Source organism: Paenibacillus sp. P2(2022), assembly GCF_029522175.1.
In the GTDB taxonomy this organism is placed as follows: domain Bacteria; phylum Bacillota; class Bacilli; order Paenibacillales; family Paenibacillaceae; genus Paenibacillus; species Paenibacillus polymyxa.
In genome coordinates this window covers 1,205,993-1,226,709 of the sequence record NZ_JAKWFI010000001.1, presented here as the reverse complement: position 1 = coordinate 1,226,709, position 20,717 = coordinate 1,205,993, and the positions used below count along the sequence as shown (strand labels likewise).

Annotated in this window: 25 protein-coding genes and 1 pseudogene; 8 read left to right on the top strand and 18 right to left on the bottom strand. The window is 38.4% G+C overall.

The features are described from left to right. Positions 1-91: 91 nt before the first annotated feature. From MMB75_RS05535 to MMB75_RS05515, 5 genes are all read right to left on the bottom strand, one after another. Positions 92-400, bottom strand: coding sequence for a DUF2500 family protein (locus MMB75_RS05535; RefSeq protein WP_045244478.1), 309 nt, complete (start codon positions 398-400; stop codon positions 92-94). Between the two features lie 243 nt (positions 401-643). Continuing rightward, on the bottom strand, positions 644-1,183 hold the full coding sequence (locus MMB75_RS05530) for a hypothetical protein (protein WP_145958753.1): 540 nt from the start codon (positions 1,181-1,183) through the stop codon (positions 644-646). Positions 1,184-1,603: 420 nt separating this feature from the next. Beyond that, entirely contained in the window at positions 1,604-2,302 is a 699-nt protein-coding gene (locus tag MMB75_RS05525; RefSeq protein WP_045244477.1) for a hypothetical protein, read from the bottom strand. Further along, a complete protein-coding gene (locus tag MMB75_RS05520; RefSeq protein ID WP_019687446.1) occupies positions 2,299-2,817 on the bottom strand; it encodes a hypothetical protein in 519 nt (172 codons plus the stop codon). Before MMB75_RS05520 ends, MMB75_RS05525 begins: the two co-directional genes overlap by 4 nt. A 600-nt stretch (positions 2,818-3,417) precedes the next feature. Beyond that, on the bottom strand, positions 3,418-3,690 hold the full coding sequence (locus MMB75_RS05515) for a phage holin family protein (RefSeq protein WP_045244603.1): 273 nt from the start codon (positions 3,688-3,690) through the stop codon (positions 3,418-3,420). Between the two features lie 534 nt (positions 3,691-4,224). On the opposite strand from MMB75_RS05515, the gene abc-f reads away from it, so the two are divergent. Beyond that, a complete protein-coding gene (abc-f, locus tag MMB75_RS05510) occupies positions 4,225-5,712 on the top strand; it encodes a ribosomal protection-like ABC-F family protein (protein WP_019687448.1) in 1,488 nt (495 codons plus the stop codon). Between the two features lie 300 nt (positions 5,713-6,012). On the opposite strand, the gene MMB75_RS05505 is transcribed toward abc-f, so the two are convergent. After that, complete coding sequence (locus MMB75_RS05505; protein WP_045244476.1) at positions 6,013-6,693, bottom strand: SDR family NAD(P)-dependent oxidoreductase; 681 nt, start codon at positions 6,691-6,693, stop codon at positions 6,013-6,015. A 144-nt stretch (positions 6,694-6,837) separates the two neighbouring features. Between MMB75_RS05505 and MMB75_RS05500 the strand changes: the two genes are divergently transcribed. Next, positions 6,838-7,410, top strand: a complete 573-nt coding sequence (locus MMB75_RS05500; RefSeq protein WP_230681880.1) for a TetR/AcrR family transcriptional regulator — start codon at positions 6,838-6,840, stop codon at positions 7,408-7,410. Between the two features lie 346 nt (positions 7,411-7,756). Here MMB75_RS05500 and MMB75_RS05495 read toward each other — a convergent pair whose 3' ends face one another. The 4 genes and pseudogenes from MMB75_RS05495 to MMB75_RS26125 form a co-directional block, all read right to left on the bottom strand. Next, positions 7,757-9,424, bottom strand: coding sequence for an AraC family transcriptional regulator (locus MMB75_RS05495; RefSeq protein WP_045244474.1), 1,668 nt, complete (start codon positions 9,422-9,424; stop codon positions 7,757-7,759). Positions 9,425-9,584: 160 nt separating this feature from the next. Beyond that, on the bottom strand, positions 9,585-10,547 hold the full coding sequence (locus tag MMB75_RS05490) for an ABC transporter substrate-binding protein (RefSeq protein ID WP_080942676.1): 963 nt from the start codon (positions 10,545-10,547) through the stop codon (positions 9,585-9,587). 339 nt (positions 10,548-10,886) lie between these two features. Beyond that, positions 10,887-11,804, bottom strand: a complete 918-nt coding sequence (locus tag MMB75_RS05485) for a prenyltransferase/squalene oxidase repeat-containing protein (protein ID WP_045244473.1) — start codon at positions 11,802-11,804, stop codon at positions 10,887-10,889. Between the two features lie 214 nt (positions 11,805-12,018). After that, positions 12,019-12,364, bottom strand: a pseudogene (locus tag MMB75_RS26125) (hypothetical protein); the annotation flags it as partial. 144 nt (positions 12,365-12,508) lie between these two features. Here MMB75_RS26125 and MMB75_RS05480 point away from each other — a divergent pair. The 5 genes from MMB75_RS05480 to MMB75_RS05460 all read left to right on the top strand — a co-directional run bounded on the left by MMB75_RS05480 (position 12,509) and on the right by MMB75_RS05460 (position 15,445). Further along, positions 12,509-12,835, top strand: a complete 327-nt coding sequence (locus MMB75_RS05480; RefSeq protein ID WP_016821986.1) for a hypothetical protein — start codon at positions 12,509-12,511, stop codon at positions 12,833-12,835. 673 nt (positions 12,836-13,508) lie between these two features. Beyond that, on the top strand, positions 13,509-13,631 hold the full coding sequence (locus MMB75_RS05475; RefSeq protein WP_016821988.1) for a hypothetical protein: 123 nt from the start codon (positions 13,509-13,511) through the stop codon (positions 13,629-13,631). 106 nt (positions 13,632-13,737) lie between these two features. Then, positions 13,738-14,172, top strand: a complete 435-nt coding sequence (locus MMB75_RS05470) for a hypothetical protein (RefSeq protein WP_016821989.1) — start codon at positions 13,738-13,740, stop codon at positions 14,170-14,172. A 117-nt stretch (positions 14,173-14,289) separates the two neighbouring features. Next, the gene (locus MMB75_RS05465; protein WP_016821990.1) at positions 14,290-14,511 is read left to right on the top strand and encodes a DUF6199 family natural product biosynthesis protein; all 222 of its coding nucleotides are present in this window, start codon (positions 14,290-14,292) and stop codon (positions 14,509-14,511) included. Between the two features lie 721 nt (positions 14,512-15,232). Then, complete coding sequence (locus tag MMB75_RS05460; RefSeq protein ID WP_016821992.1) at positions 15,233-15,445, top strand: helix-turn-helix domain-containing protein; 213 nt, start codon at positions 15,233-15,235, stop codon at positions 15,443-15,445. Positions 15,446-15,686: 241 nt separating this feature from the next. On the opposite strand, the gene MMB75_RS05455 is transcribed toward MMB75_RS05460, so the two are convergent. From MMB75_RS05455 to MMB75_RS05435, 5 genes are all read right to left on the bottom strand, one after another. Continuing rightward, positions 15,687-16,082: a LytTR family transcriptional regulator DNA-binding domain-containing protein gene (locus MMB75_RS05455; protein WP_016821993.1), complete on the bottom strand. Its 396-nt coding sequence runs from the start codon at positions 16,080-16,082 to the stop codon at positions 15,687-15,689. Positions 16,083-16,096: 14 nt separating this feature from the next. Next, positions 16,097-16,243 (bottom strand): cyclic lactone autoinducer peptide, encoded by a 147-nt coding sequence (locus MMB75_RS05450; RefSeq protein WP_016821994.1) that lies wholly within the window; start codon positions 16,241-16,243, stop codon positions 16,097-16,099. Next, entirely contained in the window at positions 16,221-16,775 is a 555-nt protein-coding gene (locus MMB75_RS05445; RefSeq protein WP_016821995.1) for an accessory gene regulator ArgB-like protein, read from the bottom strand. The genes MMB75_RS05450 and MMB75_RS05445 overlap by 23 nt, the downstream gene beginning before the upstream one ends. Next, positions 16,753-17,385 carry a hypothetical protein gene (locus MMB75_RS05440; protein WP_029514439.1) on the bottom strand — a complete coding sequence of 211 codons (633 nt, stop codon included), beginning with the start codon at positions 17,383-17,385 and terminating at the stop codon, positions 16,753-16,755. The genes MMB75_RS05445 and MMB75_RS05440 overlap by 23 nt, the downstream gene beginning before the upstream one ends. Before the next feature lie 124 nt (positions 17,386-17,509). After that, positions 17,510-17,842 (bottom strand): YolD-like family protein, encoded by a 333-nt coding sequence (locus tag MMB75_RS05435; protein WP_016821997.1) that lies wholly within the window; start codon positions 17,840-17,842, stop codon positions 17,510-17,512. 151 nt (positions 17,843-17,993) lie between these two features. Between MMB75_RS05435 and MMB75_RS05430 the strand changes: the two genes are divergently transcribed. After that, positions 17,994-18,596: a hypothetical protein gene (locus MMB75_RS05430; protein ID WP_016821998.1), complete on the top strand. Its 603-nt coding sequence runs from the start codon at positions 17,994-17,996 to the stop codon at positions 18,594-18,596. 220 nt (positions 18,597-18,816) lie between these two features. Here MMB75_RS05430 and MMB75_RS26185 read toward each other — a convergent pair whose 3' ends face one another. From MMB75_RS26185 to MMB75_RS05420, 3 genes are all read right to left on the bottom strand, one after another. Continuing rightward, a complete protein-coding gene (locus MMB75_RS26185) occupies positions 18,817-18,900 on the bottom strand; it encodes a putative holin-like toxin (protein WP_420186494.1) in 84 nt (27 codons plus the stop codon). A gap of 108 nt (positions 18,901-19,008) precedes the next feature. After that, positions 19,009-19,392: a hypothetical protein gene (locus MMB75_RS05425; protein ID WP_029514440.1), complete on the bottom strand. Its 384-nt coding sequence runs from the start codon at positions 19,390-19,392 to the stop codon at positions 19,009-19,011. Between the two features lie 14 nt (positions 19,393-19,406). Beyond that, positions 19,407-20,549, bottom strand: coding sequence for a hypothetical protein (locus tag MMB75_RS05420; RefSeq protein WP_016822000.1), 1,143 nt, complete (start codon positions 20,547-20,549; stop codon positions 19,407-19,409). Positions 20,550-20,717 lie beyond the last annotated feature (168 nt).

Sequence of the window (20,717 nt, the reverse complement as noted above, 5' to 3'; positions counted from 1 at the left end):
CCGGCTTGAGCCAGCGGAGTGCTACCGATGCTTTCGGATTTATATAGAAAGTATATACCGCTTGGTTGATTCTGTAAATATCCTGATGACCTTACGTTACTACGCGTTCTACCCAGTCCCAAGTACCTTGACTTGTTACTTTTATTTTATCTCCTACAACAAAAAGACCGTATTTATCTTCCCTAACTATAATTTCTTTTCGCTCATTGTTTTCAAACTCGCAGGTTATGTAGAATGTTTTTGAGGACGATCCTTCGGTCCAATTAACTCGTTTATCAACCACTTCTCCTATCCGTTCTATTTTCGGTTGTTTACGATTTTTTCTGGCTGTAATATCTGCACCTATGATCGCTGAAAGAATAAGTCCCACGACCAAAGCTGAAAGAATCCAAAAGCCCATCTATAATCCTCCTAAATATTCATTCGTTGGTAATTATAATATCGGCTTTTCAACTGATTATTTTGATATCCAATGAAAATTAATAGAAAAACACCCCACCAGCGTATGCCAGCAGGGTATCACCGATATTTTCGCATCTAAGATGGACAATATGTTGTTAGAAGCAAGTCATGATCAAAATACAAGTTATAAAAAGGATAATAACCATTCCTATTCGAGTTTACAAATCTCAAAACATTTTATTTATATCTGAAGTTCAGATTTAACACGTGTAATAATTTCATCACCTATATAATTTCTGAATTCTTCCTTAGCTTGCTCGTTCCATTTATTATTTGTGATAGCTTGCTGATAAGCTTGGAAAAGAGCTGGTAGGACTTCGGTATACATCAGAATTGATAAAAGGACTTTTCTTTTCTCATCTTGATAGGCATTAGCAAACATTCCCTCATATTCGTAATCATGGATCGAGAGACTTCCATTTGCCCATAAATGCACAGGTATTCTTTCATTTTCGTATTGAATACTTAGGCTTAGTGATTTAAATGGGTCATCCATAAACAAGAATGCCAAAGTTCCAAGAATAGCCGATATATGTTCTCCTTCGCCCATTAATTTATGAACAGTATCTTGTGTAGTTCCATGAAAACCTGTCCAAGAACGAATTCGTATTGAAGGGTTAAATGAAACAAGTTTGTTATTTCTCGTAAATACATTAAGCAACCAATAAAAAAAGTCTTTACTTAACTTATAATCAGAAGGCTCTTTTTGATGTGCCTCCATATCTCAGTTGGTAGCAAATCACTACAATATGTATTCAAATTTGCACTAAATGGCATCAATGGAGCTATATACACAGCTTGTTGATACTCAAAAAAAATGGAACTGTATTTGACAACATTTATGCGATCTTCTTTTGGAACCAATTCCTCACCTTCAAACCAACTCTCCTTTCTTTTATATCTCTCATTGTGTCCTTCAGCAAGTAAAAAGCGAACAGGAACTCGTGTCCCAGAAACTAATTCATTAATTCCAAGGTCAAATCCTGACACCTGATTCAGCGTTTTGTCAATGGTTCGTGTGCCGGCCACAGCTCATCATTTACTACCTCGTCTAATATAGACGATTCCTCAAGTAAACGTGCTGCTTCTTCTAAACTCCTTACCCCATCAAAACGTAGTATTTGCACTGCAAACATAACGTTCACTCCCTTAGTAAAATGACATCAATTTTTTGCTCTTTTTTGTCTATCCACATGTAGGTCAATAGAATCATAACATAATTCAATACAAAATTACTATGAAATCTCAATTCAGGGACTATAGACCCATTTCTTCTTAATGTATTGTTTATAGTGAAATAGAAAGGTATATCGAATTTCGCCTGATAATCATAATTTCCAAGCGAAATAGGAGCAGACCATTTATTTACCGATGTAGCTCCACCTATACTATTTGAGATTTCTTCATCTATCTCAAATGTAAACCAATTATTCCAGTGTACTTCAATATAATGTTCTGATCCTAACCTTGATAAAAATTTCAAGAAATTATTCTTATAATCGACTGATACTTTTATCTTCATTTTCTTCAAACCAGTTGAGGAGTCATATTTCACAGTAAGATCACCTTCAGGGTCTTTAGGATCTTCAATGGAAAACTTTATTGAAACAGGCTTTTTAAATTTTGAAAACACTTTACCCAATATATTGTACAATAATACTAAAATCGCTAAATCAATTGCAGCTGTTGTCGTTTCAACATTAGTGGCATTGAGTGTCCATCCTGTTATTTCTAGTATTTTTTTGAAGGGTCTTATATTAAAAATCAACAGAAGGAGGAGAGAAACGGGGGTTGCAGAAACAGTAAATAAATATTTGAATGCATTCCAAAAATATCTCAAAATCCCCCACCCTTTAGAGTAGTTAGAAAGGGATTAAGCTCGCCTACATCCTCTTCTTCCTCAATTGAAATTACGCCATTATTAAACAAAGAATAATAGTTACCATTCTTGCTCATAAATGAAAGTTTCTTCGGTATTGAATCTTGCTCTGAATTATAAAAACTAATTTCATCATGTATCTTTATAAAGTTTTCTTCTATAATGCCTTCAACTAATGTTTTATTAATTGAAAGTTGATCCTCCTGGTTTAGCGGAGGGTCAAATTCAATATTTTTAACTTTAAAATTTAGTTCAGAAAGATTTTTTATAACTTTTGAAAATCTGTTGGGGGGAAAAATTAATTGTCTTAATCCATTAGCATTAGCATCATTCAGTACACTCAAATACGAGTTAGATTTTTTATAATCATAGAAAATGATTACTAAATTTTCATTTTCATGCACTTTATTTTTTTCTTTAATTGGGCGAGGTGTTTGTCCAGTTAGTCCAGAGAAAATCTTACCTATTGAACTCATCTTTATCATCCCCTCCCTTATATTAGTTATACGATATTATACACATGTTTACAATAATATGGTATGTATTTTCGACTTTATTATGTATCAATCATACCAGAACACACGTTCTTTTTACGGTAAAAAATACCCCATCAGCACTGCTGGTAGGGTATTTTCTTCATTCTTTATTCCGTAGTTACAGTCGTCTGCGTAGGTTCTACTGGTGCCGGAATAGGCTCAGGTTCAACCTGCACCTGAGCAGAAGCAGTGAGTACGGCTTCTGCAGTAGCCTGTGCCAAGAATTCATTGAGCTTTGCAGCCAGACCCGATACAGCTTCCTTAGCTGCGGCCTGTGCTACCTCCTCGTTTGGCTGTGCTTCAGTAGCAAGTACTGCCTTCGTCTTTGCCTTATACTCATGATATGCCTTCTCAATTGCGATCCTAACTCTAGTTGAGATACTACAATACCTTGACTGAAAAGAGTAAGTGAAGCATACTGCAAAGCCTCCTGAAGCTTACGTTCTCCCCCTTTAAATGATGTTTGAGCAACGTATCGTTGTCCCTGACTTGCTTTAATGAAGGCAAATGCAATACCTTACTTTTCAAAACTTCTACGGCCTATCGGGCCACGAGAGGGATAGGTGCGCCGAGTCTGCCACCATTGCAAAAATAAATACTTTTCGAGCGATGCCGACGAAGACCAATCTTACTTTTTAAATTTGGTTCGGTTCCCTTCTCACCACCTTCTGCACCAGCAGCAAATAATCCAATCACATAATCAATAATAACCAGAGTAAACACCGCCCCCAATACTCCCGACCACCCACCGTAAAAATACGTCACAACGCTAACTAAAGTGGCACTGAATTTAAAAATCTTCCACTTATCCAACCTTCTTCCACCATCTCAGCTCAGGAAAATTATCCTGACCCCTCTTCGTTTGGTTTCTTTCCCTTCAATTACTGTTCATTTATCTCTGCTAATGCATTTCCTACCGTGATATCCAAACCTATAGGTATTTCTTTCTGGCGTGCTGGTTGCAAAGCAATGACAGCAGAAGATTGTTGAATAACAGTAATCAATCTAAATAGCATGTCGATCTACGCAAGGCTTCAGCCTAAACGGAACTAACACAGGTTGTAGTTAAATTACTATTGTGATAAACTGGATGTAATTTGATGATGGGAGTTGAACGGATACATGTAGAACTTTCTTGCTTCGAGATCACGAAGAGAACGGACGCAGCGATTGGCTGTGGTCGTTTTATTTCATCTCTGCAAGAAAGGTCTGCATTTCGTTTGCGCTCCCTCTCCGGACAGTCATACGGCCCTTTAGAATAGGGTCTTATTTCCTCGTATGGATTAGAGCCGCAAGAAAGCACCTTTCTTGCGGCTCTTTTTATTTCCAAACGAAAGGATGATTGCCATGCCCGCCATTCAGGTAACCAATCTTACTTTTGCCTATCCAGGCAGCTATGACCCTATATTCGAAAATGTTCATTTTCAAATTGATACAGACTGGAAGCTGGGCTTTACGGGGCGAAACGGTCGAGGTAAAACGACGTTCTTAAACCTGCTGCAGGGGAAGTACGAATACAACGGTACGATCTCCACACCAGTTGCCTTTGATTATTTTCCATTTCCCGTCGAACACCCGGAGTATTTGACCTTAGATGTCGTCGAAGAGATCGTACCAAGCTTTGAGAACTGGAAGCTGATGCGTGAACTGAACCTGCTTAAGGTTTCAGAAGACGTGTTGTACCGACCATTCGAATCGCTGTCCCAAGGAGAACAGACGAAGGTATTACTAGCCGTGCTCTTCATCCAAGACAATCGATTTCTGCTCATCGACGAGCCGACCAATCATCTCGACTTGCACGCACGCAAGCTTGTTGCCGATTATCTGAATACGAAGCGCGGTTTCATTCTTGTTTCACACGACCGGGCTTTTCTCGACCGCTGTGTGGATCATATTCTAGCGATCAACAAAACGAATATCGAAATCCAAAAAGGCAACTTCTCCAGCTGGTGGACGAACAAAACTCGCCAAGATACATTCGAAATGGCACAAAACGAAAAGTTGTACAAAGACATACAGCGTTTATCAGCTTCCGCTAAACGTACTAGTAGCTGGTCTTTCGAGACCGAAAAATCGAAAAACGGCACACGAAATTCCGGTTCCAAACTTGACAAGGGGTACGTCGGGCATAAGGCAGCCAAAATGATGAAACGCTCAAAATCCATTGAACAGCGGCAACACACTGCTTTAGAGGAAAAATCAAAACTGCTCCGAAATATCGAACAGTCAGAAAGCCTTGCGATCTCTCAGCTCGTGTATCCCAAATCGGAACTGGCGATGCTGGATCACGTCACGATTTACTACGGGGAAAGAGCAGTTTGCAAGAACGTTAGTCTGACGATTGAACCAGGAGATCGGATTGCAATTTCAGGCCCAAATGGTTCAGGTAAGTCTAGCTTGCTTCACCTGCTCAACGCTGAGGAACTGCACTATACAGGTACGTTTCAACGGGATCCGCAGCTTCGTGTTTCCTATGTATCCCAGAATACTTCTCATTTGCGAGGTACGCTTTCCGATTATGCAGCAGAGCACAGAATTGACGAAAGCTTATTTAAAGCCGTGTTGCGTAAGCTAGATTTCGCCCGCATCCAATTCGAGAAGGATATATCTGCATTTAGCGGCGGGCAGAAAAAGAAGGTTCTGATCGCGAGAAGCCTATGTGAGGAGGCTCATCTGCATATTTGGGACGAACCGCTCAACTTTGTCGACGTGATTTCCCGGATGCAAATTGAGGAGCTGCTGCTTGAATACACGCCAACCATTGTATTCGTGGAGCATGATCGGGAATTTCATGACCGTGTCGCCACGAAAACGATTGAACTCGGTGGGGATTAGAATTTTACAAAGTGACTTGGAGTAAGACATAATTTTAATGGCAGAAAGCTTAGCACCATAACTTTTATAAAAAGAGAAAAGATTGAACTAAAGGCACGCAATAGTTAAATCAAACATCGGCAGTCTAGGATTTTATTTTTTCGTCCACGGCTGCCGATGTTTTTATTGAAGACAGTTTAATAGTTATCTTACTAAGACTGAGAGGCTTATATTATTCTACAGCGGACTCGCTTCTTCTGCTCTACTCTCCCTGTCAATCCTATAAGATTGTTAAGACATCCACTTATCTCTTTTATTATATTAGTTTGACAATTTGGTTGGGTTAATCTCTTGTGGGAAAGTATCTTCAAAACAATCCTTTTTCTCATATAAATTGTACCAAGCCTCAGCAATAAGATCTGGATCTCCAGCCGTACCTGCTTGTATGACAGTGCCAATTGAAAGATGACCGACATATATGCCTTTTTCTTTCAACTCAAAATGCAAATTTGTAGCATAATTACGAACACCACTCATTACCATACCAACATTTCCAACAGACGGGTAGGAAACCATTGCAGATATTCCGGTGGTCAATAGAATTGCACCCGAAGCATTATTTATCATATCTGGTATTACTTCATTCACAGAAAGAACGGCAGGGAGTAAGTAACCTTTTACCTGTTCTAACACATCTTCTGCTGTTGTTTCTAACACATGCTTGAAATGCGTAGGTCCTGCATAGGGGCTGAATTCCAAAACATCAATATGACCAAAGTCTTGTTTAACAGCATCTAATGCTTGTTTTAGTGCTGGCAAATCCCTGACATCCGCTACATAAGATTTCGCTTCAATATTTAGCTTCTTTAGTTCGTTCACGATTATGGCCAATTTCTTAGGGTTACGCGAAATGACAGCAACCCTAAATCCTTTCTCCCCAAATTTTTTTGCAAGGGACAACCCCAATCCAGGTCCTGCACCAATAATTGCAATAGTCTTCATTTTATACAAACTCCTTTTTTTGTGGTATACATATAACAACACGTGTTGTTTTAACATCTTAAATTCAATACACAAAACGAACAACCAACAATATAGTTACCAATGTTGCTATAGCAACAATATTAAAGAATTATTGGGTTAGGAGTGAATCAATTGGGGACAAAAGTAAGAAATTTACGAACAACTTACACTAAGGAATCTTTAGTTAACGCTTTTTTTAATTTAGCAAATAAGAAGGATTTTGAAAAAATAACAGTGGCAGATTTAACAGAGGGAGCGCAAGTAAATCGAGCTACTTTCTACGCACATTTTAACGATAAGTACGATTTATTGAATTACATTATGGGAAATTCCGCTTCAAATGCTATTGCAAAACGGACAACAGGATCAATAAAATTGGATCAAGAAAGTATAAGCCAACTTGTTTTAGCTGTTTGTGATTTTTACCAACAACCGAGATTACAATGTCGCCAAAGTAATATAAGTTTAGTAATACCCCAATTAAAAGAAAAAATATTGAGTGAATTGAAATTGTATTTGCTTAAGAGCATAGAAAACTTATATACAGATATGGAAAAAGATCTATTCGTATCTATTTATGCGAATGTAATTCATGAGGCTGGTTTTTTATGGGCTTCCGGAAAAGTAAAATTGGACAAAGAAGAAATTGCTAAGAAAATTTCGTTATTCGTATTAGGTGGGCAGAACTCTCTTTAAAGCTAGTTTTTGCTCATTTTCTTGATATTGTTCACCCTCCCTCCCAACAATAAGAAGCAATAAAAAACACAAGCACTGCGCTTGTGTTTTTTTGATGCAGCCCATATCAGATTACTCGAATTTTCGTAGCAATTTTCATCAATTCGTCAAAAGTGGTTTTTAAACTGCGCTCTTCATCCACTGTTGTTTTATGCGAGCTCCCTGCGCTAAAATTGAGTACATTCCTCGTTAATCGAGTTATGCTGGTTAAGCGCTGTCCGCGATCAGGCGAAAACGCCTTTGAATGGTGTGCGTAGCCTGTGATGAAAGTTGAGTTAATAGTGATTAGGGTTTAAGCCTGCTCTAATCACTTAATTTTCTTATTAAATATATACGGTAGCACCTCTAGCAACCGTCCTCGTGTAATGGGATCATCATAATTCCATGTAGTATCCACAAAATGAGTGTTACCGTTACTTAAATCGGCTAAAGCCGCGATATGTGAACAGTGAGCAACCGTTTGCAATTCCTGTCGAGAAGCCAAGACGAAATTGCGATCTCCAGCATAGTAATTCATTTGATGCTGCTGAATTTCTATCCATGCTTGCCCTTGCTCGATTAGGTGCATCACATTGGCAGAAGGACGAAAGGCAAGAGATTCGTACAAGGTGGCAGCCAATCCGCTTTGGCCCATAATATAAAGTTTTGCACCGACCTTGAGATAAACAGCAGCCGTCTCTCCAGCAACATAAGCATCTGCTAATTGCCTTCGTACCCATCTTACTTTGTTCTCATATCTAGTAATCCACTTCTCCGCAGCGTTACTACGTTCAACCAGTTTAGCAATATACCGTAACCGCTCAAATAGTCTAAACTTACTGTTAAGTATAACAGTAGGAGCGATCGCATCTAGTTTCTGCAAATCTTGTTCAGGATGAACATAGCTAAGCAATAATAACTCCGGCTGTAGTTGTGCAATTTTATCTGGATCTGCCCAATGCCCAATATTATGAATATTTCGCAACTTATTGTGATAAATCACGTTATCTTTCATGATCGAGAGGGCCGCTCCTACAGGGGGGATAGCTAAAACGAGTAATTCTCCAAGCGTAAATTTGCCATCAGTCACGATACGTGTTGTATCTTTAGGAACTTGAATTTTTCTGCCAAATGAATCGATAATGGTTCTCTGCCCAGTACGAAAATGAATATTAGAATACTCACGCGGAGTGTGTCCAGTTAATTTATGAAAGCGCCGGCTGAAATAATATTCATCCTTAAACCCAATTTGTCGAGATATTTTGCCCAATGTCTCGGTGGAATTACACAGAAGTTCTTTTGCACGGTTTATACGTAATTGGACCAAATAATCATTTGGCTTTTTGCCAGTCATTATTTTAAACTTTTGACTATATTGCCATCTGACCATTCTAGCCATGTTAGCAAGTTTTTCAACGGTTAAGTCCTCATCATAATGCTGTTCCATATACTGTACGGTTTGTTGAACCAAGTTTATCTTATCATTGTTCTGCAACTGGGAAACTTGCTCATCGAACTGAACCATCAACCCCAGAATGAGCTGAAGTCTACCTTGCATCATAGCCATTTCTGATGTGGATGGAGAGGAACAGCATTGGTTACTTATCCGTGCTTCTTTTCCTAATACTCGATTGACTTGAGAAATCAACAGATTATAGGGGGAACCACAAAGCAAAGGTGGATGAGCAACCGGATTCAAAGTCATTCCTTCTACTTTAAAGGTTTCAAAGGTAAAGCGTACAAGCTGTGCCTCTTTGTTGCTTGATTCCATAGTATAGCGCTGTACAGGCAAAATCAGAATGCAGCTTCCTTGTCGCAGATCGATTGCAATGTTGTCTACATACAGCCGTATGCCGTGACTGAGTGCTATCAATAATGTGCATAAATTTGTTTCATTGTCATTCATTCCCTCATTGTGGCCGCTCGCTGGAATTATCTGGTCAAATTGAAACCTATCATAGTGTTGCAGCCTAATATACAGGGGTGCTAGATTCATAAGCAACTCTCCAACAATTGAAAATGAGAATCATTATCGTTATTGTAACATATAAAGACCTGCTTTCAACTATAAACTATAGTTCAGCTTTTAACAGTTGGAGTATGTACTATTTTAGAAAACTAGCGATATAAAGAACTGAATGTGCCAAAATAATTTCTTACTGTTGGTCCATCCATTGTGGCATCTGTTTAAACAATTGCTCCAAAGCTAACAAATTATCTGTATTCCATTCACTAGGAATAACATGAACATTTCCCTTTTGAACTGCAGGCAAAGTTGCCCATATCGGTCTTTGGAGCAGTCGGTCAGCTTCTGTTTTACTTTCACCATCATCTTGTACGACTACAAACAAATGATCACCAGCAAATTCTGAAAGCACTTCTTCTGAAATATTAACGAAAGACACGCCTTCTTTATCAAGAATATTCTTCTGTACAGCTGGTGGGACGGCAAAACCGTTCTCCCCATAAATAATAGCACCCAGGCTACGATCGCCCATAACATAAAGTGTTTTACCCAACTGGTAGAAAATTGTCGCTGTCTCCCCGTCTGCTAATTGAAACTTATCAAACATTTCTTTCGACTGTTCTTTGTACTTAGCAATCAATTGAGCTGCCTCTTCCTGTTTGCCAAAGATATTTCCCATCTCCTTTACACGTTCTGTATAAGGAAGAGCAGGGTTAAAGGGGATAGTAGTAGCAATTTTCGACAATGCCTCATTATGATCTGCTTCTGCTTTGTAATAACCATTAATAATCAGATCGGGTTTTAAACTCAGAATCGTCTCTAAGTCACCCGGATTTCCAACATCAACGATTCCTTCAAGTCTACCTTCATAGTAACTAGGAATATCTTGGGGAAGGTTATTACCAACAACCGGAATGCCCATCGCTAAGAAATCACCAATTGTCTGGCCAATATAAACCACTCGTTTGGGATCTCCAGGTATTTCAACCTGTTTACCTGTTATCGTTGTATATTGAACAGTTTTCTCACTTTCCTCTTTCTGTTCATCAGACACGCTGCTATTAGCATTAGAAGTACTGCATGCCGATATTATCAACAACAGGAGGAAACTCCCTACCCAGAGTATAATTTGCTTTCCACGTTGTTTCTTCACACTTGTTGCCCCTTTCCTTCTCTCTAATAATTGAAAATGATTATCATTTAAGGCATTATTATAGGTTGTGTGAAAAGGGGAATCAATGAAAAAAACGCAACGGTTTATTTGGAAAAATGTCAATGATCGTCCCACACAAAACATCTGTTCTTGTATTTCATTTATAACTAAACAGATACGAATGAGATATATTTTAACAAATCCTCATGGTTTAGTTTATTGAGCTACCTCAACAAAGCCTCTTCTTTTGCTTCCCGTTTTACGGTAACTTTCCCCTCTAAGCCTTCCTCATCATGGTCCGTTCCTCTTCCAACATGAGATCCTTTCTAAAGGAAGTCTTTATGCATAGGTATACTCCGGTCCCAATCGTTCGATAACTCGATCCAACTGTCTGGTTAAATAAGGCGAAACGTCACCAATGCCAGCTACTGCTTCTAACAAGGGAAAGGGTTGTCCACCCCACGGGCCTTGTGGATCAAAGACTTGTCTACCGATTTGCAAGCCTCCTGTTTCCTTGAAGATGTTCAATCGTTCCAATCCTTCAATAAGCAGCCCGACCGGCAGCGTTTTGTTCCTACGTTGGGACCATTCTGCCAAGAAGGACATACCGCGTAATATATCATATTCAAAAAACCTCGGAAAGCAAGGCTTCAGCCATTCCATATCGATGACGCTTCTATTTTGTTTAGAACATACAAGACGATGCTCAATTAAATAACGTGCTCCTTCATCTAAGAAAACGGCTTCCTGTTCAGTAAATTCACGATCTGTATGCCATAAGATAGCTTCAAGCGGAGGAAGTGTTGAAACAATAGAGCTCTTTTTAGAATGAGTATAAGCTTCAGGGTCGCAGTTCAGCCCGCCATCAGGTAACTGATGCTTTAAGAGCCATTCGCGAATCCAAGGCAGTTCCTTGTCCAAATCACAGCCATACGCCATTAGAATCATATAGTATACGGCAAGTTCACAATGGCAGCAATCCAACTTCATCTTATCACTTTCACTTGTTGGATGGTCATCGGCGGATATGATGAAGGTCGGCCAGACCTGAGTTTCGAGTAAATATTTTGCTCCGACAATAGCAGACTCGGGAATTAGTTTCACCTCTCCCATTTCATAAAGAGCAGCCATATGCCACCAAGCTCCATCCCATTTTCGACGGCTGCACTCGCCGTGAGTCATCCCCAAATGCGAAGTAGATTCAAGGAACTGTATAGATTCTTCGATTGCTAAACGAATATTTTGATTTGTTTCCATCTGGGTATCTCCTTTTTGATTATCTCTACTTCACGCTTCAGTTAAGCAACGCCTCACTTCGTATAACCTTCCACTTTTAAAAAATTCGATATGTTATTAAACTATCCTGCCCGTTAGCTTAATGAAGCATCGTCAGACTATTACTTTGTTTTACAGTCTAGAACTTTAGACAATACAAATATGACCGCAAAGGCTTAAGCCCTTACGGTCTTATTTACTTCTGCATTCTTAGTCCAATTTCATTTTCCTCGTTTCGTCCCCGTCCATAGTCGGTCGTGACAAAATCTAAGGTGCAATTGATCTTCAAACTGTTTGCTATGTTCGCAATTGCTCTGCGCCGCTTATCCGCGAATGTAGTAGCTGAAATACCCGGTATGTCTTTAGCGCTGGTCTTTAACTAGAGCGGTGTTGGCTGTCACATCTGCTGTCAGTTCTTGACCAGAAACTCGTTTGACAACCGATCCTTCCGTCAAAAGTAAATCATACGCAGCCATTCGGTTTTCCAACTGTTGAAGTGAGTATTCGTAATTTTTTATTACACCAATTAAGTCAGTATACTGTCATTCATCATTTATCATTCCTTTATATGATGTGATTATTTGGTGAAATCGTTATTTTTGGTAGATAAATGTAAATCGAAACACTATAATTACCTTACACCATAGTTTGCATACGAAGATAAACAAACTAAGGAGGCTTTACTTTTGAAAAAATCTATTATCGCTTTGGCTGCTGGCACCGTTCTTCTTGGAGCATTGTCTGTACCGTCTTTAAGTTTTGCAGAACCAGTCCCAAATTCAGCAAATATTTCTTCTGAGTCACCATATACTCCGCCTCAAGGGAACAAAAAATGGGTAAGTGGCATCAGAGGTGCAACGGTTAAAGAGGATATGAAATCGACAGTTCCAACTCAAAAATTTTACATGACAGGAGGCTTTGGAGGGAACATTTCTTTATATAAATGGCAACAAAAAGGCAACAATAAAGTATGCCCATTATATCAAGGCTACATTTACAAAATGTTCCCTTAATAATAAAATTAAACCTAAAGTAAGCACTTTTTTTCATAGGTGCTTACTTTTTTTATCGTTGTTATCTGCCATATTTAATCCTCACCTATCTATACTGACTACACCAACATATAACAATACAGCGCATAGTATAGAGGTATAGGCTCTTATCATGGGGTGCCCTCCGCTATCTTTTGGAGTTGATTTACGTACACTTTATAAGTCTCGTCACTATAAGCAAGCACGGCAACTCTACCAACACGATGAATCTCAATATGATTAACTTTCATAAAAACGGAAACTCTGTTCTGTCATTGATGTTTCTCCTTAGAGATCAAAAACCAGAAGTTTAGGAAATTCTCTGCCATCGTTGATTAACTCACGGTATGTTTTATAGACATGGTCATCCAGCTACTCGCACTCATCGCATCCATCTTAACAGCACGGTACAGTTTCGTAATCAATCTCATTTTCCAAATGCTTGTAATAGGCTTGCTCCAGATTTTCAGTAGCATTGTAATTCCGTCCAATCCTGTAGCATATTGAATGGTCGTTGCTCCCCATCTTAATTTACATGTTTTTCCACACTAATCCGCCATCTTGGCTCCATCCACTCTTTGCAGCATAAAAGAACATTTTACGGGCGTATACAATTAAAAATTCCTTTCCGCACTACTGTAAGTAGGGTGCCCGAATGCGTACCCGCCTTTTTTTTCATCCGTGGAGTATTTTTAAAATCGAAATCAACATTTTCACAGAGGAAGAAACCTTTGTATCCGGCAGCATTACAACGATTGTTTCAATGAACATTGTATAAGGCTGTTTTCTCCTTCTTTACTCCCTATAGGCTAAAATATGTTTATCTCTCACTGCCCTCAACAATGAATATGTTCTGCATAAACTATCAAAAAGGAGATGAGAACATGACTAGATTCTTAGATGCTCGAACATCTCAAAACGCAAGTTACGGTAATACGATCTCAATTCCCTTGCCAGCCAATACTGCTGTTGCCATCGCGGAGCTTGGTTTAGAAGTAACGGGTGCAGGGGATAACATGCGTGTACAATTATCAGGGATAGCCGAGCTTGCATTTCCTACCACTCCACCATTTGACTCCGTTATTTCTTTTTCCATTGTTAGAGGCGATGTCGATTCGCTCGTTGCTTACGCCCTTTACTCCGTGAGTGTCTCCGAAGTAAACCCAAACGCTGTACAAGTCGTCACCATCAATGCATCCGATTACAATATCCCTCTACCACCATCCAATGAATTGGTATATACCTTATATATATTTTGCACAGCAGATGCTACCCGAATAGGAATGGAAAGCTTTAATGCTGTTGCTTATTCAGATTAAAATACTACCGTAACATGGAGGGCAAAGCCCTCTTATTTTTGTTTCATCTGCTCTTGGGGACAATGCTTTCTATCTGTCGTTCATTTTTGGTATAATTTACTTAAAGGGGGTGATCAAATGGGGATCATGCTTATTCTTATTGCTATTATTTTTTTCTCGCTTGGTATTTTAAGTAAACGGAATCCCACTTGGGGATGGCGTGCAAACGAAGCCTGGAAGATCAAAGGTGACTCAGAACCAAGCGATGCTTACATTGATGACATGAAATTTAGGGGCTCTGTATCTATTCTCTTTGGGTTCTTTTTCTTAGCATGTGGACTTTTGGTTATCTTACTGTAATCGCACTTCCTTAAACTTCAAAGCTCGACCAGCCAATGTAGTAGCAGTTCCATAACTGGCTTCATAGATTTCATACTTTTCTTTTTTTGTTTCTAAACACTTCTTCGCGCCCTGCTCGCGTTTGTATTCTTCCCAGTCTACTTTGTATTGTGGGGAGTACTACGTAGCCCAAGAAAATGATCCATTATCCTCATACAAAAAATCCCTCAACGCTTAGAGCGCCAAGGGATTCCTCATTTTAGTAAAGCGTCAGATATTGATCACGTTCCCATTGATGTACTTGGGTGCGATTTATGTACGAATTTATCACTTCATCTTTTCCTTTATTAGGATAACGATTTATAGAACATTTCATCAGAAACGTTGTTCGTATTCTATCATAACTTTTCATGAATTGGGGGACGTTTGGGGGACGCTTAGGGGGACGATTTTAACCAATGAAGGGCAGATGGGAGTGAACCATTCTACCCTGTTTACATACTACTTTACGAAAGTGAATTCATGAATCCACGAAGGAGCTTCTACTATTACAACGACCGGCAGGGCAATCCCAAATACTTGAAGCATGGATAAGGTATAAATTTCTGCATTCTCTTTTTTTATGTCCCATTTAATCTTTAATCTGTGTATTTGCATTGATGCACGTCCTTTGTCGTATTTACTGGAGTGCCTCTCAGTGATATAATTTGCAACGAATAGATACCTACTGGAGGATCTTTGATTGAAAATCTCCCGTGGGAGATGCCGATTAAAGGAACTACTCGAAGAACGTCGTATAAAACAAATCGATCTTGCTAGACGCACTGGCTATAGCAGACATTTGATCTCCAATTGGGCCAACAATCAGGATAAAATGTCTGCTGATGTTATGATTAACGTAGCCTATGCCCTCGATTGTAAAATGGAAGACTTATACGAACTGATCTTTGAGTGAGCCTGTTGGCTCTCCCTCGGATAAAAGTATGGTTAAACCATACTTTTTGCAGATAACTCTGCCCTCCTCCCTTTTTTCATTTTCCAAAACAATTATGTCTATAATCGGACATATCAATTTTTGACATAACTATACTACTATTTAATCCCAATATTAGGGTCTTGGCAACAAAAATTCGGGCGCTGAATGTCTCTTAATATTCGACATTATAAGACACTTATTTTCGACAAAAAAAGAGTCGCTATTTTGTAGCAACTCCAGTGAAGATTATTTTCGAATTAATAAAACCCATTTCTTCAACAACCTCGTCAAATCGATGGTAAGCAATTGGACACCTTTTTGATGTTTTTGTTACTTCATCTTCAAAGTAAGCATCTTTGAAGATACCATTAACAATCTTTACTTTTTCTACATTAAGAGTGTTACTTCTATCCACATTCAAAAAACGATATCCGTTACTATTCAAAAAATTCTCCCAATGTCTCAAGGTTCCTACCATATAGTATGTTCTATCAAATGTATGAACCAGTATCTGGTCTCGCTTTCTCCCCTTAGAGATGAAAAGGACTTTGTCTACTAAAACATTTTCTCCTCTTTCTATACCTCCAGGATCTGCCGATACGGTTAAACTTAGCATTTAACATTCCCCGCTTACTTTAACAATTCTTTCGGTGGTTCGGGACTGTGAATCCATGACAGACTTGCCGTGCTCACTGATGCAACTGCAAGTGTTGTCAACATTGCAGCAATATTGTAATACATACTAGCCTTCACTTTACTCGGTTTGGTTTTCTTCATTTCTCACACCTCCTTCTATTAGTGTTAAACTCTGAACAAGAAAACTGGCAGCTACTACCGGAAAAGCCAACCACAGATTTAGAATAACAATTGCAACACCGATAAACTTTAACAACGGATAATGCTGCTTTGATATACGCGTCTTCCCCTCTACCCTTGATGGCGCGTAAACCAAGATAAGCACAATACTTATTATCGACGTAATAACGATCCAATTGTAATTAAAACTCGCGAAAGATAAAGCAGTAAGTAGAACTGTAGATACAACAATACACATTATATTGCTCTTTAAATGTAGCCCTCCTACAATTTGGCGCAACATTGAAAAAGATATCATCACTAGCAAAGCTTCCTGCATCCTATCCGTAAAAAATGAGATACCGATAGTCAGTAAAATAATTGAAAATGTATTGATCGCAACGGCTATCCCATGTTTTAGAACATCTATAGATGAAGGATGATCAGGTACAACTGTTTTGATGTGAGTCGCAATATTAAGAGCGATGGAGTCAAGATTTTTTATAGTAATCACGCTCCGTTTTTAATGAATAATACAAAAACATGGCAGATGCTAAGGCAATAAATAGAATACTCAAAAAGAAATTATTGACGTAAAACATAAATGCACAAGCTGCCAATACTCCTACTATTAAGATAATAACGAGTATATACTCCCACTTAAAACGTAGATTTTCATAATCTGCTGTAAAGCCTATTTTGAATTTATACAGGAACCACGAAATAGCTAACACCCATGCACTGGTTACCGCTTGCGCTAACGATCCTTCTGCTGAGGTCTGCATCTCTGTTGTCAAGGTACCAAAAAGGATTAATATAATCGCCGCTTGGAATAACGTATACAAAAATGTACCTGTAATGGATATGATGGCTGCCCAAATAATCGGCATCCTAACAACAGTGGTTATCAATAACGTGAACAATATGATGTTTATGGTTGGAGCAAAGAAAGCCAAAGAAGTTTCTTCCCTTAAAATGAAACTTTGCAAATTCATTATCAATCCAATAAATAATGCAGGCCATACATAGTCTAAAGCCCTGACTCTAAAAATAGTTAACATTAAAACGAACGCTGCAAATGTTTCTACAGTCGAGAAAAGCAAGAACCTAATAGGCTCCCACATAACACATAACCCCTTCACATAATTGGTAACAAATATGCTTTAATTCTATATTTGTTACTTGTTAGAGGCAATCCAATTACCATGTTAAATGGAAGTATTTATGTATTATGTGAGGTAATTATTTTCAGCGTGCTGATATAATATCCTCAAGCTTAATCCAGCTAAAATCATCCTCACCGCGAAACAGTTTTACTTCTCTACGCGCTGTGTTAATTGACGTAACTACACCAGTCATTACCTCATCATCAAACGGGCTAAATACGGTCACAGTGACGGCATTGCGTGAGTTGTAAGAGTCTATTAGCGCCTGTTCGATCAATTGTACCTCTTGATCGTCTAGCTCTGGCTTTCCTCTCCGTTGTCGGTCCTTCATGAGCTTCAGATAAGCCTCTTTATGTTCTGGTATGATAATCCGGCTGCTTTCCCACAACCCGTTACCTTCTAATTTTTTAGACATGTTTGTAGCCTCCTGATGTATTATGTAGAAATTATATTACGAACATACGTTCTAGACAAGACTTTTTGCCTTCTGAATCTAGAACTTTTCTACTAGAAAAATATTCCTAGGTCTGATAGACTATACGAAAATACAAAATCAGGGGGATAATATGAAATTTGTAACAGGTATATTGGTGGCTGCCGCATTTATAACGCTTGCAGCTTGCTCACCTAAGCAATCTGCCACAACAAATGACACCAAACAAGCTGCTACTACGGCAACGACTTCTACTATACCAGCAGAACCAGTGGAACAAAAGCAAGAAGATACGGTTACACCTATTAAAAAGGGCGAGACAGTTACAATACAAGATTTCGCTGATATAACAGTAACGGGAAATAAGATTTCGAAAAAAATCGAACCCTCTAAACCGGGAGACTTCCACACACTATACGAATCCAAAGAAACAGACTCCACCTTCTTTGCTCTAATCATTAAAGCCAAAAATCTTGGGGCAGAAGGAATTAAGGCGGATAAAATAGCGGAAGTAAACCTAAAATTCGATAACAAATATGATTATGATACATTCAGCACTATTGAGGAACGTGGCGGTGAAGACTTTACTTACACCAACATAACCAGCGTTGACCCACTTAAAACGGGAACACTGTACTATCTTTCAGAGATACCCAATGAGGTGGCTAAAAGTGAGAAGCCATTAAAAGCAGAGATAAAGATTCAGGATAAAGTTTACGAATATACGATCAGATAAAAAAAAACAGCCCCGGGGCAATCCGGGGTTTTAATATTTCTATAACCATTATGACTTTTGTCAACAAAGGTAATTCCATTGCCTGTATAAAATGAATATGATAACATAAGAATAGAAAAAGGGAACGGCTACCACCGCTCCCCTGTACGACTTACCGCTATAAGAGCGGTCAGCAATTGAGGTTTGATCCAGAAATAGACCGTATCCTCGCCAGGGCGGTCTATTTCCATTTATGGAAAGAAAGTATCAGAATCACCAACGTTGCGAATTGAATCATCAACATCAGTGTGTCTTTAACTTCCATGGCGTCACCTCCCTTCCGGGAGATTAGCCGACCGTCCTTTATAGCCGTTTTGTCGCACAATCCAGATTATACCACAAAAAAGTCCTAGGTAGGTTCGGAGACTTGCTTTTATTTTTCCATTAATCTATTAAATATCTCTCTATCTTTGGAAGTGAAGTCGGTAATCCGTTTCTTTTGCTCGTACGTGTTGGTACTTGAATCCAATTTAATGAAGCCATTTTCACCAACCAAATATACGATATTTTTTTTTATCTTATAGGACACAATATTATCAACAGCTTTTTCCAGTGGATCAGCAAGATGATTATAAAGTATTAAAGGGTCATGCGGCCCTCCTCTAAAAATTTGAAAAGTCCCGTCACCAAAATATTCCACGGTATCTTTGCCTGATGGGTATTTATACTTCGTATTATCTCCAAAACTCACCAGGAAAATTAGAGTAGTAATTGTAACTAGTATAGCAATCAAGATAATGATGTATCTACGCTTCATCTGCAATACATACCTCACTTCCAAGCTTTTCTTATATCAGTTACTGTAACATAAGATGTATACTCATTGAGCGTTCCCCATGATTCCATTAAATTTGTTAGATTGGCCGCAGCCCAACCAAGTTTGTTATCCCCAGTAAACATTTGTTTAAAATTATATTCGAAATTATATACATCATAATATATTGCAGTAATTTTCCATTGCCCGTCAACGTAATCTCCATTTATTTTATAATACATGTTGTGAAAAGCATTATATAAATCTCTATCACTTTCTAGCCCCTCAGATCCATTATATGAAAAACTTTTAACTTTATTAGCGTTAGCTTTTTTGACTGCGGCATCAACTATTGCAATGTGCTCTTTAGATTTTTTAACTTGCTGCGCCTCATATGACCATTCGTTAAAGTTTAAATTTACTGGTTTGTAATCAAGTGAATGTTTAAGTAAATTTGCTGTGATGTCTCCGTACTTCTTTCGAGCTATAGGAACAGCTACTAATATAAATGCTTTACGATCAGGATAATGTATTACAGCATCTGTTGAATTCTTTACCTTCTCTACGCCTCGCACCCAAGTTTTTTCTAGTTCTACCATCGGATTTTCAAACGGAAAAGTATTATTTCCTGCATACACTAACATATTCTTACTATATGCACCTTCCAGTACTTTTTGCGAGACATCAGACTGATCATTTTCTCTTGTTTCCTTAGGTTCTAACTGAGGACTGTATTGAATTTTTCCCAATTTATCTTCTTTTTGTTTTAAAACAAGTTCAAACTCAAGGATCTCTTTGCTGGTATCAATCTGTTCTTGATACTTATCTACATAAGCGTGTGTTAACGTAATATCTCGGATAGTGTTTTCATTTCTAACGATTTGGATATTACATTTGCGATAGTAATCCTCACTATCAGGTTTATATTCTGTCTTTGCCCATGTATACAGCATGTTGGATTTATCCGCATTGTCTATAACTGAAGGAAGCGAATGAAGCGGAATTTTGCTTCGGATATGTAGCGAATGAGTTAAGTTTGGAGACTTAGCTGAAAGGTTTATGGAACTATTATTCTTATAAGTAAAGCCAATGACCTCACCTTTTACAAACTCGATTGGTTCACCACCGGATTTGCGTTCTATTCTTAATAAAATGCTCATTGTAATAATCTCCTCTGTTAATTCAATCTAGTTTTGCAGGAAATATTTGTGAAAAACTAATTTCCAAATATTAATATATACGAAAAATATTAAATAGTAAACATATTTTCAACATGGTAAAGGACGACAATAGAGTTTCGTAACCTCGGCAAATTATATGAAGAAGCT

Bases quoted from the DNA above. Each gene is read 5' to 3' on its own strand.
- MMB75_RS05535 (WP_045244478.1), bottom strand. From the start codon at position 400: ATGGGCTTTTGGATTCTTTCAGCTTTGGTCGTGGGACTTATTCTTTCA.
- MMB75_RS05530 (WP_145958753.1), bottom strand. From the start codon at position 1,183: ATGGAGGCACATCAAAAAGAGCCTTCTGATTATAAGTTAAGTAAAGAC.
- MMB75_RS05520 (WP_019687446.1), bottom strand. From the start codon at position 2,817: ATGAGTTCAATAGGTAAGATTTTCTCTGGACTAACTGGACAAACACCT.
- abc-f (WP_019687448.1), top strand. From the start codon at position 4,225: ATGCCCGCCATTCAGGTAACCAATCTTACTTTTGCCTATCCAGGCAGC.
- MMB75_RS05505 (WP_045244476.1), bottom strand. From the start codon at position 6,693: ATGAAGACTATTGCAATTATTGGTGCAGGACCTGGATTGGGGTTGTCC.
- MMB75_RS05495 (WP_045244474.1), bottom strand. From the start codon at position 9,424: ATGAATCTAGCACCCCTGTATATTAGGCTGCAACACTATGATAGGTTT.
- MMB75_RS05485 (WP_045244473.1), bottom strand. From the start codon at position 11,804: ATGGAAACAAATCAAAATATTCGTTTAGCAATCGAAGAATCTATACAG.
- MMB75_RS05475 (WP_016821988.1), top strand. From the start codon at position 13,509: ATGCGTACCCGCCTTTTTTTTCATCCGTGGAGTATTTTTAAAATCGAA.
- MMB75_RS05470 (WP_016821989.1), top strand. From the start codon at position 13,738: ATGACTAGATTCTTAGATGCTCGAACATCTCAAAACGCAAGTTACGGT.
- MMB75_RS05465 (WP_016821990.1), top strand. From the start codon at position 14,290: ATGGGGATCATGCTTATTCTTATTGCTATTATTTTTTTCTCGCTTGGT.
- MMB75_RS05455 (WP_016821993.1), bottom strand. From the start codon at position 16,082: ATGCTAAGTTTAACCGTATCGGCAGATCCTGGAGGTATAGAAAGAGGA.
- MMB75_RS05450 (WP_016821994.1), bottom strand. From the start codon at position 16,243: ATGAAGAAAACCAAACCGAGTAAAGTGAAGGCTAGTATGTATTACAAT.
- MMB75_RS05440 (WP_029514439.1), bottom strand. From the start codon at position 17,385: ATGTGGGAGCCTATTAGGTTCTTGCTTTTCTCGACTGTAGAAACATTT.
- MMB75_RS05435 (WP_016821997.1), bottom strand. From the start codon at position 17,842: ATGTCTAAAAAATTAGAAGGTAACGGGTTGTGGGAAAGCAGCCGGATT.
- MMB75_RS05430 (WP_016821998.1), top strand. From the start codon at position 17,994: ATGAAATTTGTAACAGGTATATTGGTGGCTGCCGCATTTATAACGCTT.
- MMB75_RS26185 (WP_420186494.1), bottom strand. From the start codon at position 18,900: ATGGAAGTTAAAGACACACTGATGTTGATGATTCAATTCGCAACGTTG.
- MMB75_RS05425 (WP_029514440.1), bottom strand. From the start codon at position 19,392: ATGAAGCGTAGATACATCATTATCTTGATTGCTATACTAGTTACAATT.
- MMB75_RS05420 (WP_016822000.1), bottom strand. From the start codon at position 20,549: ATGAGCATTTTATTAAGAATAGAACGCAAATCCGGTGGTGAACCAATC.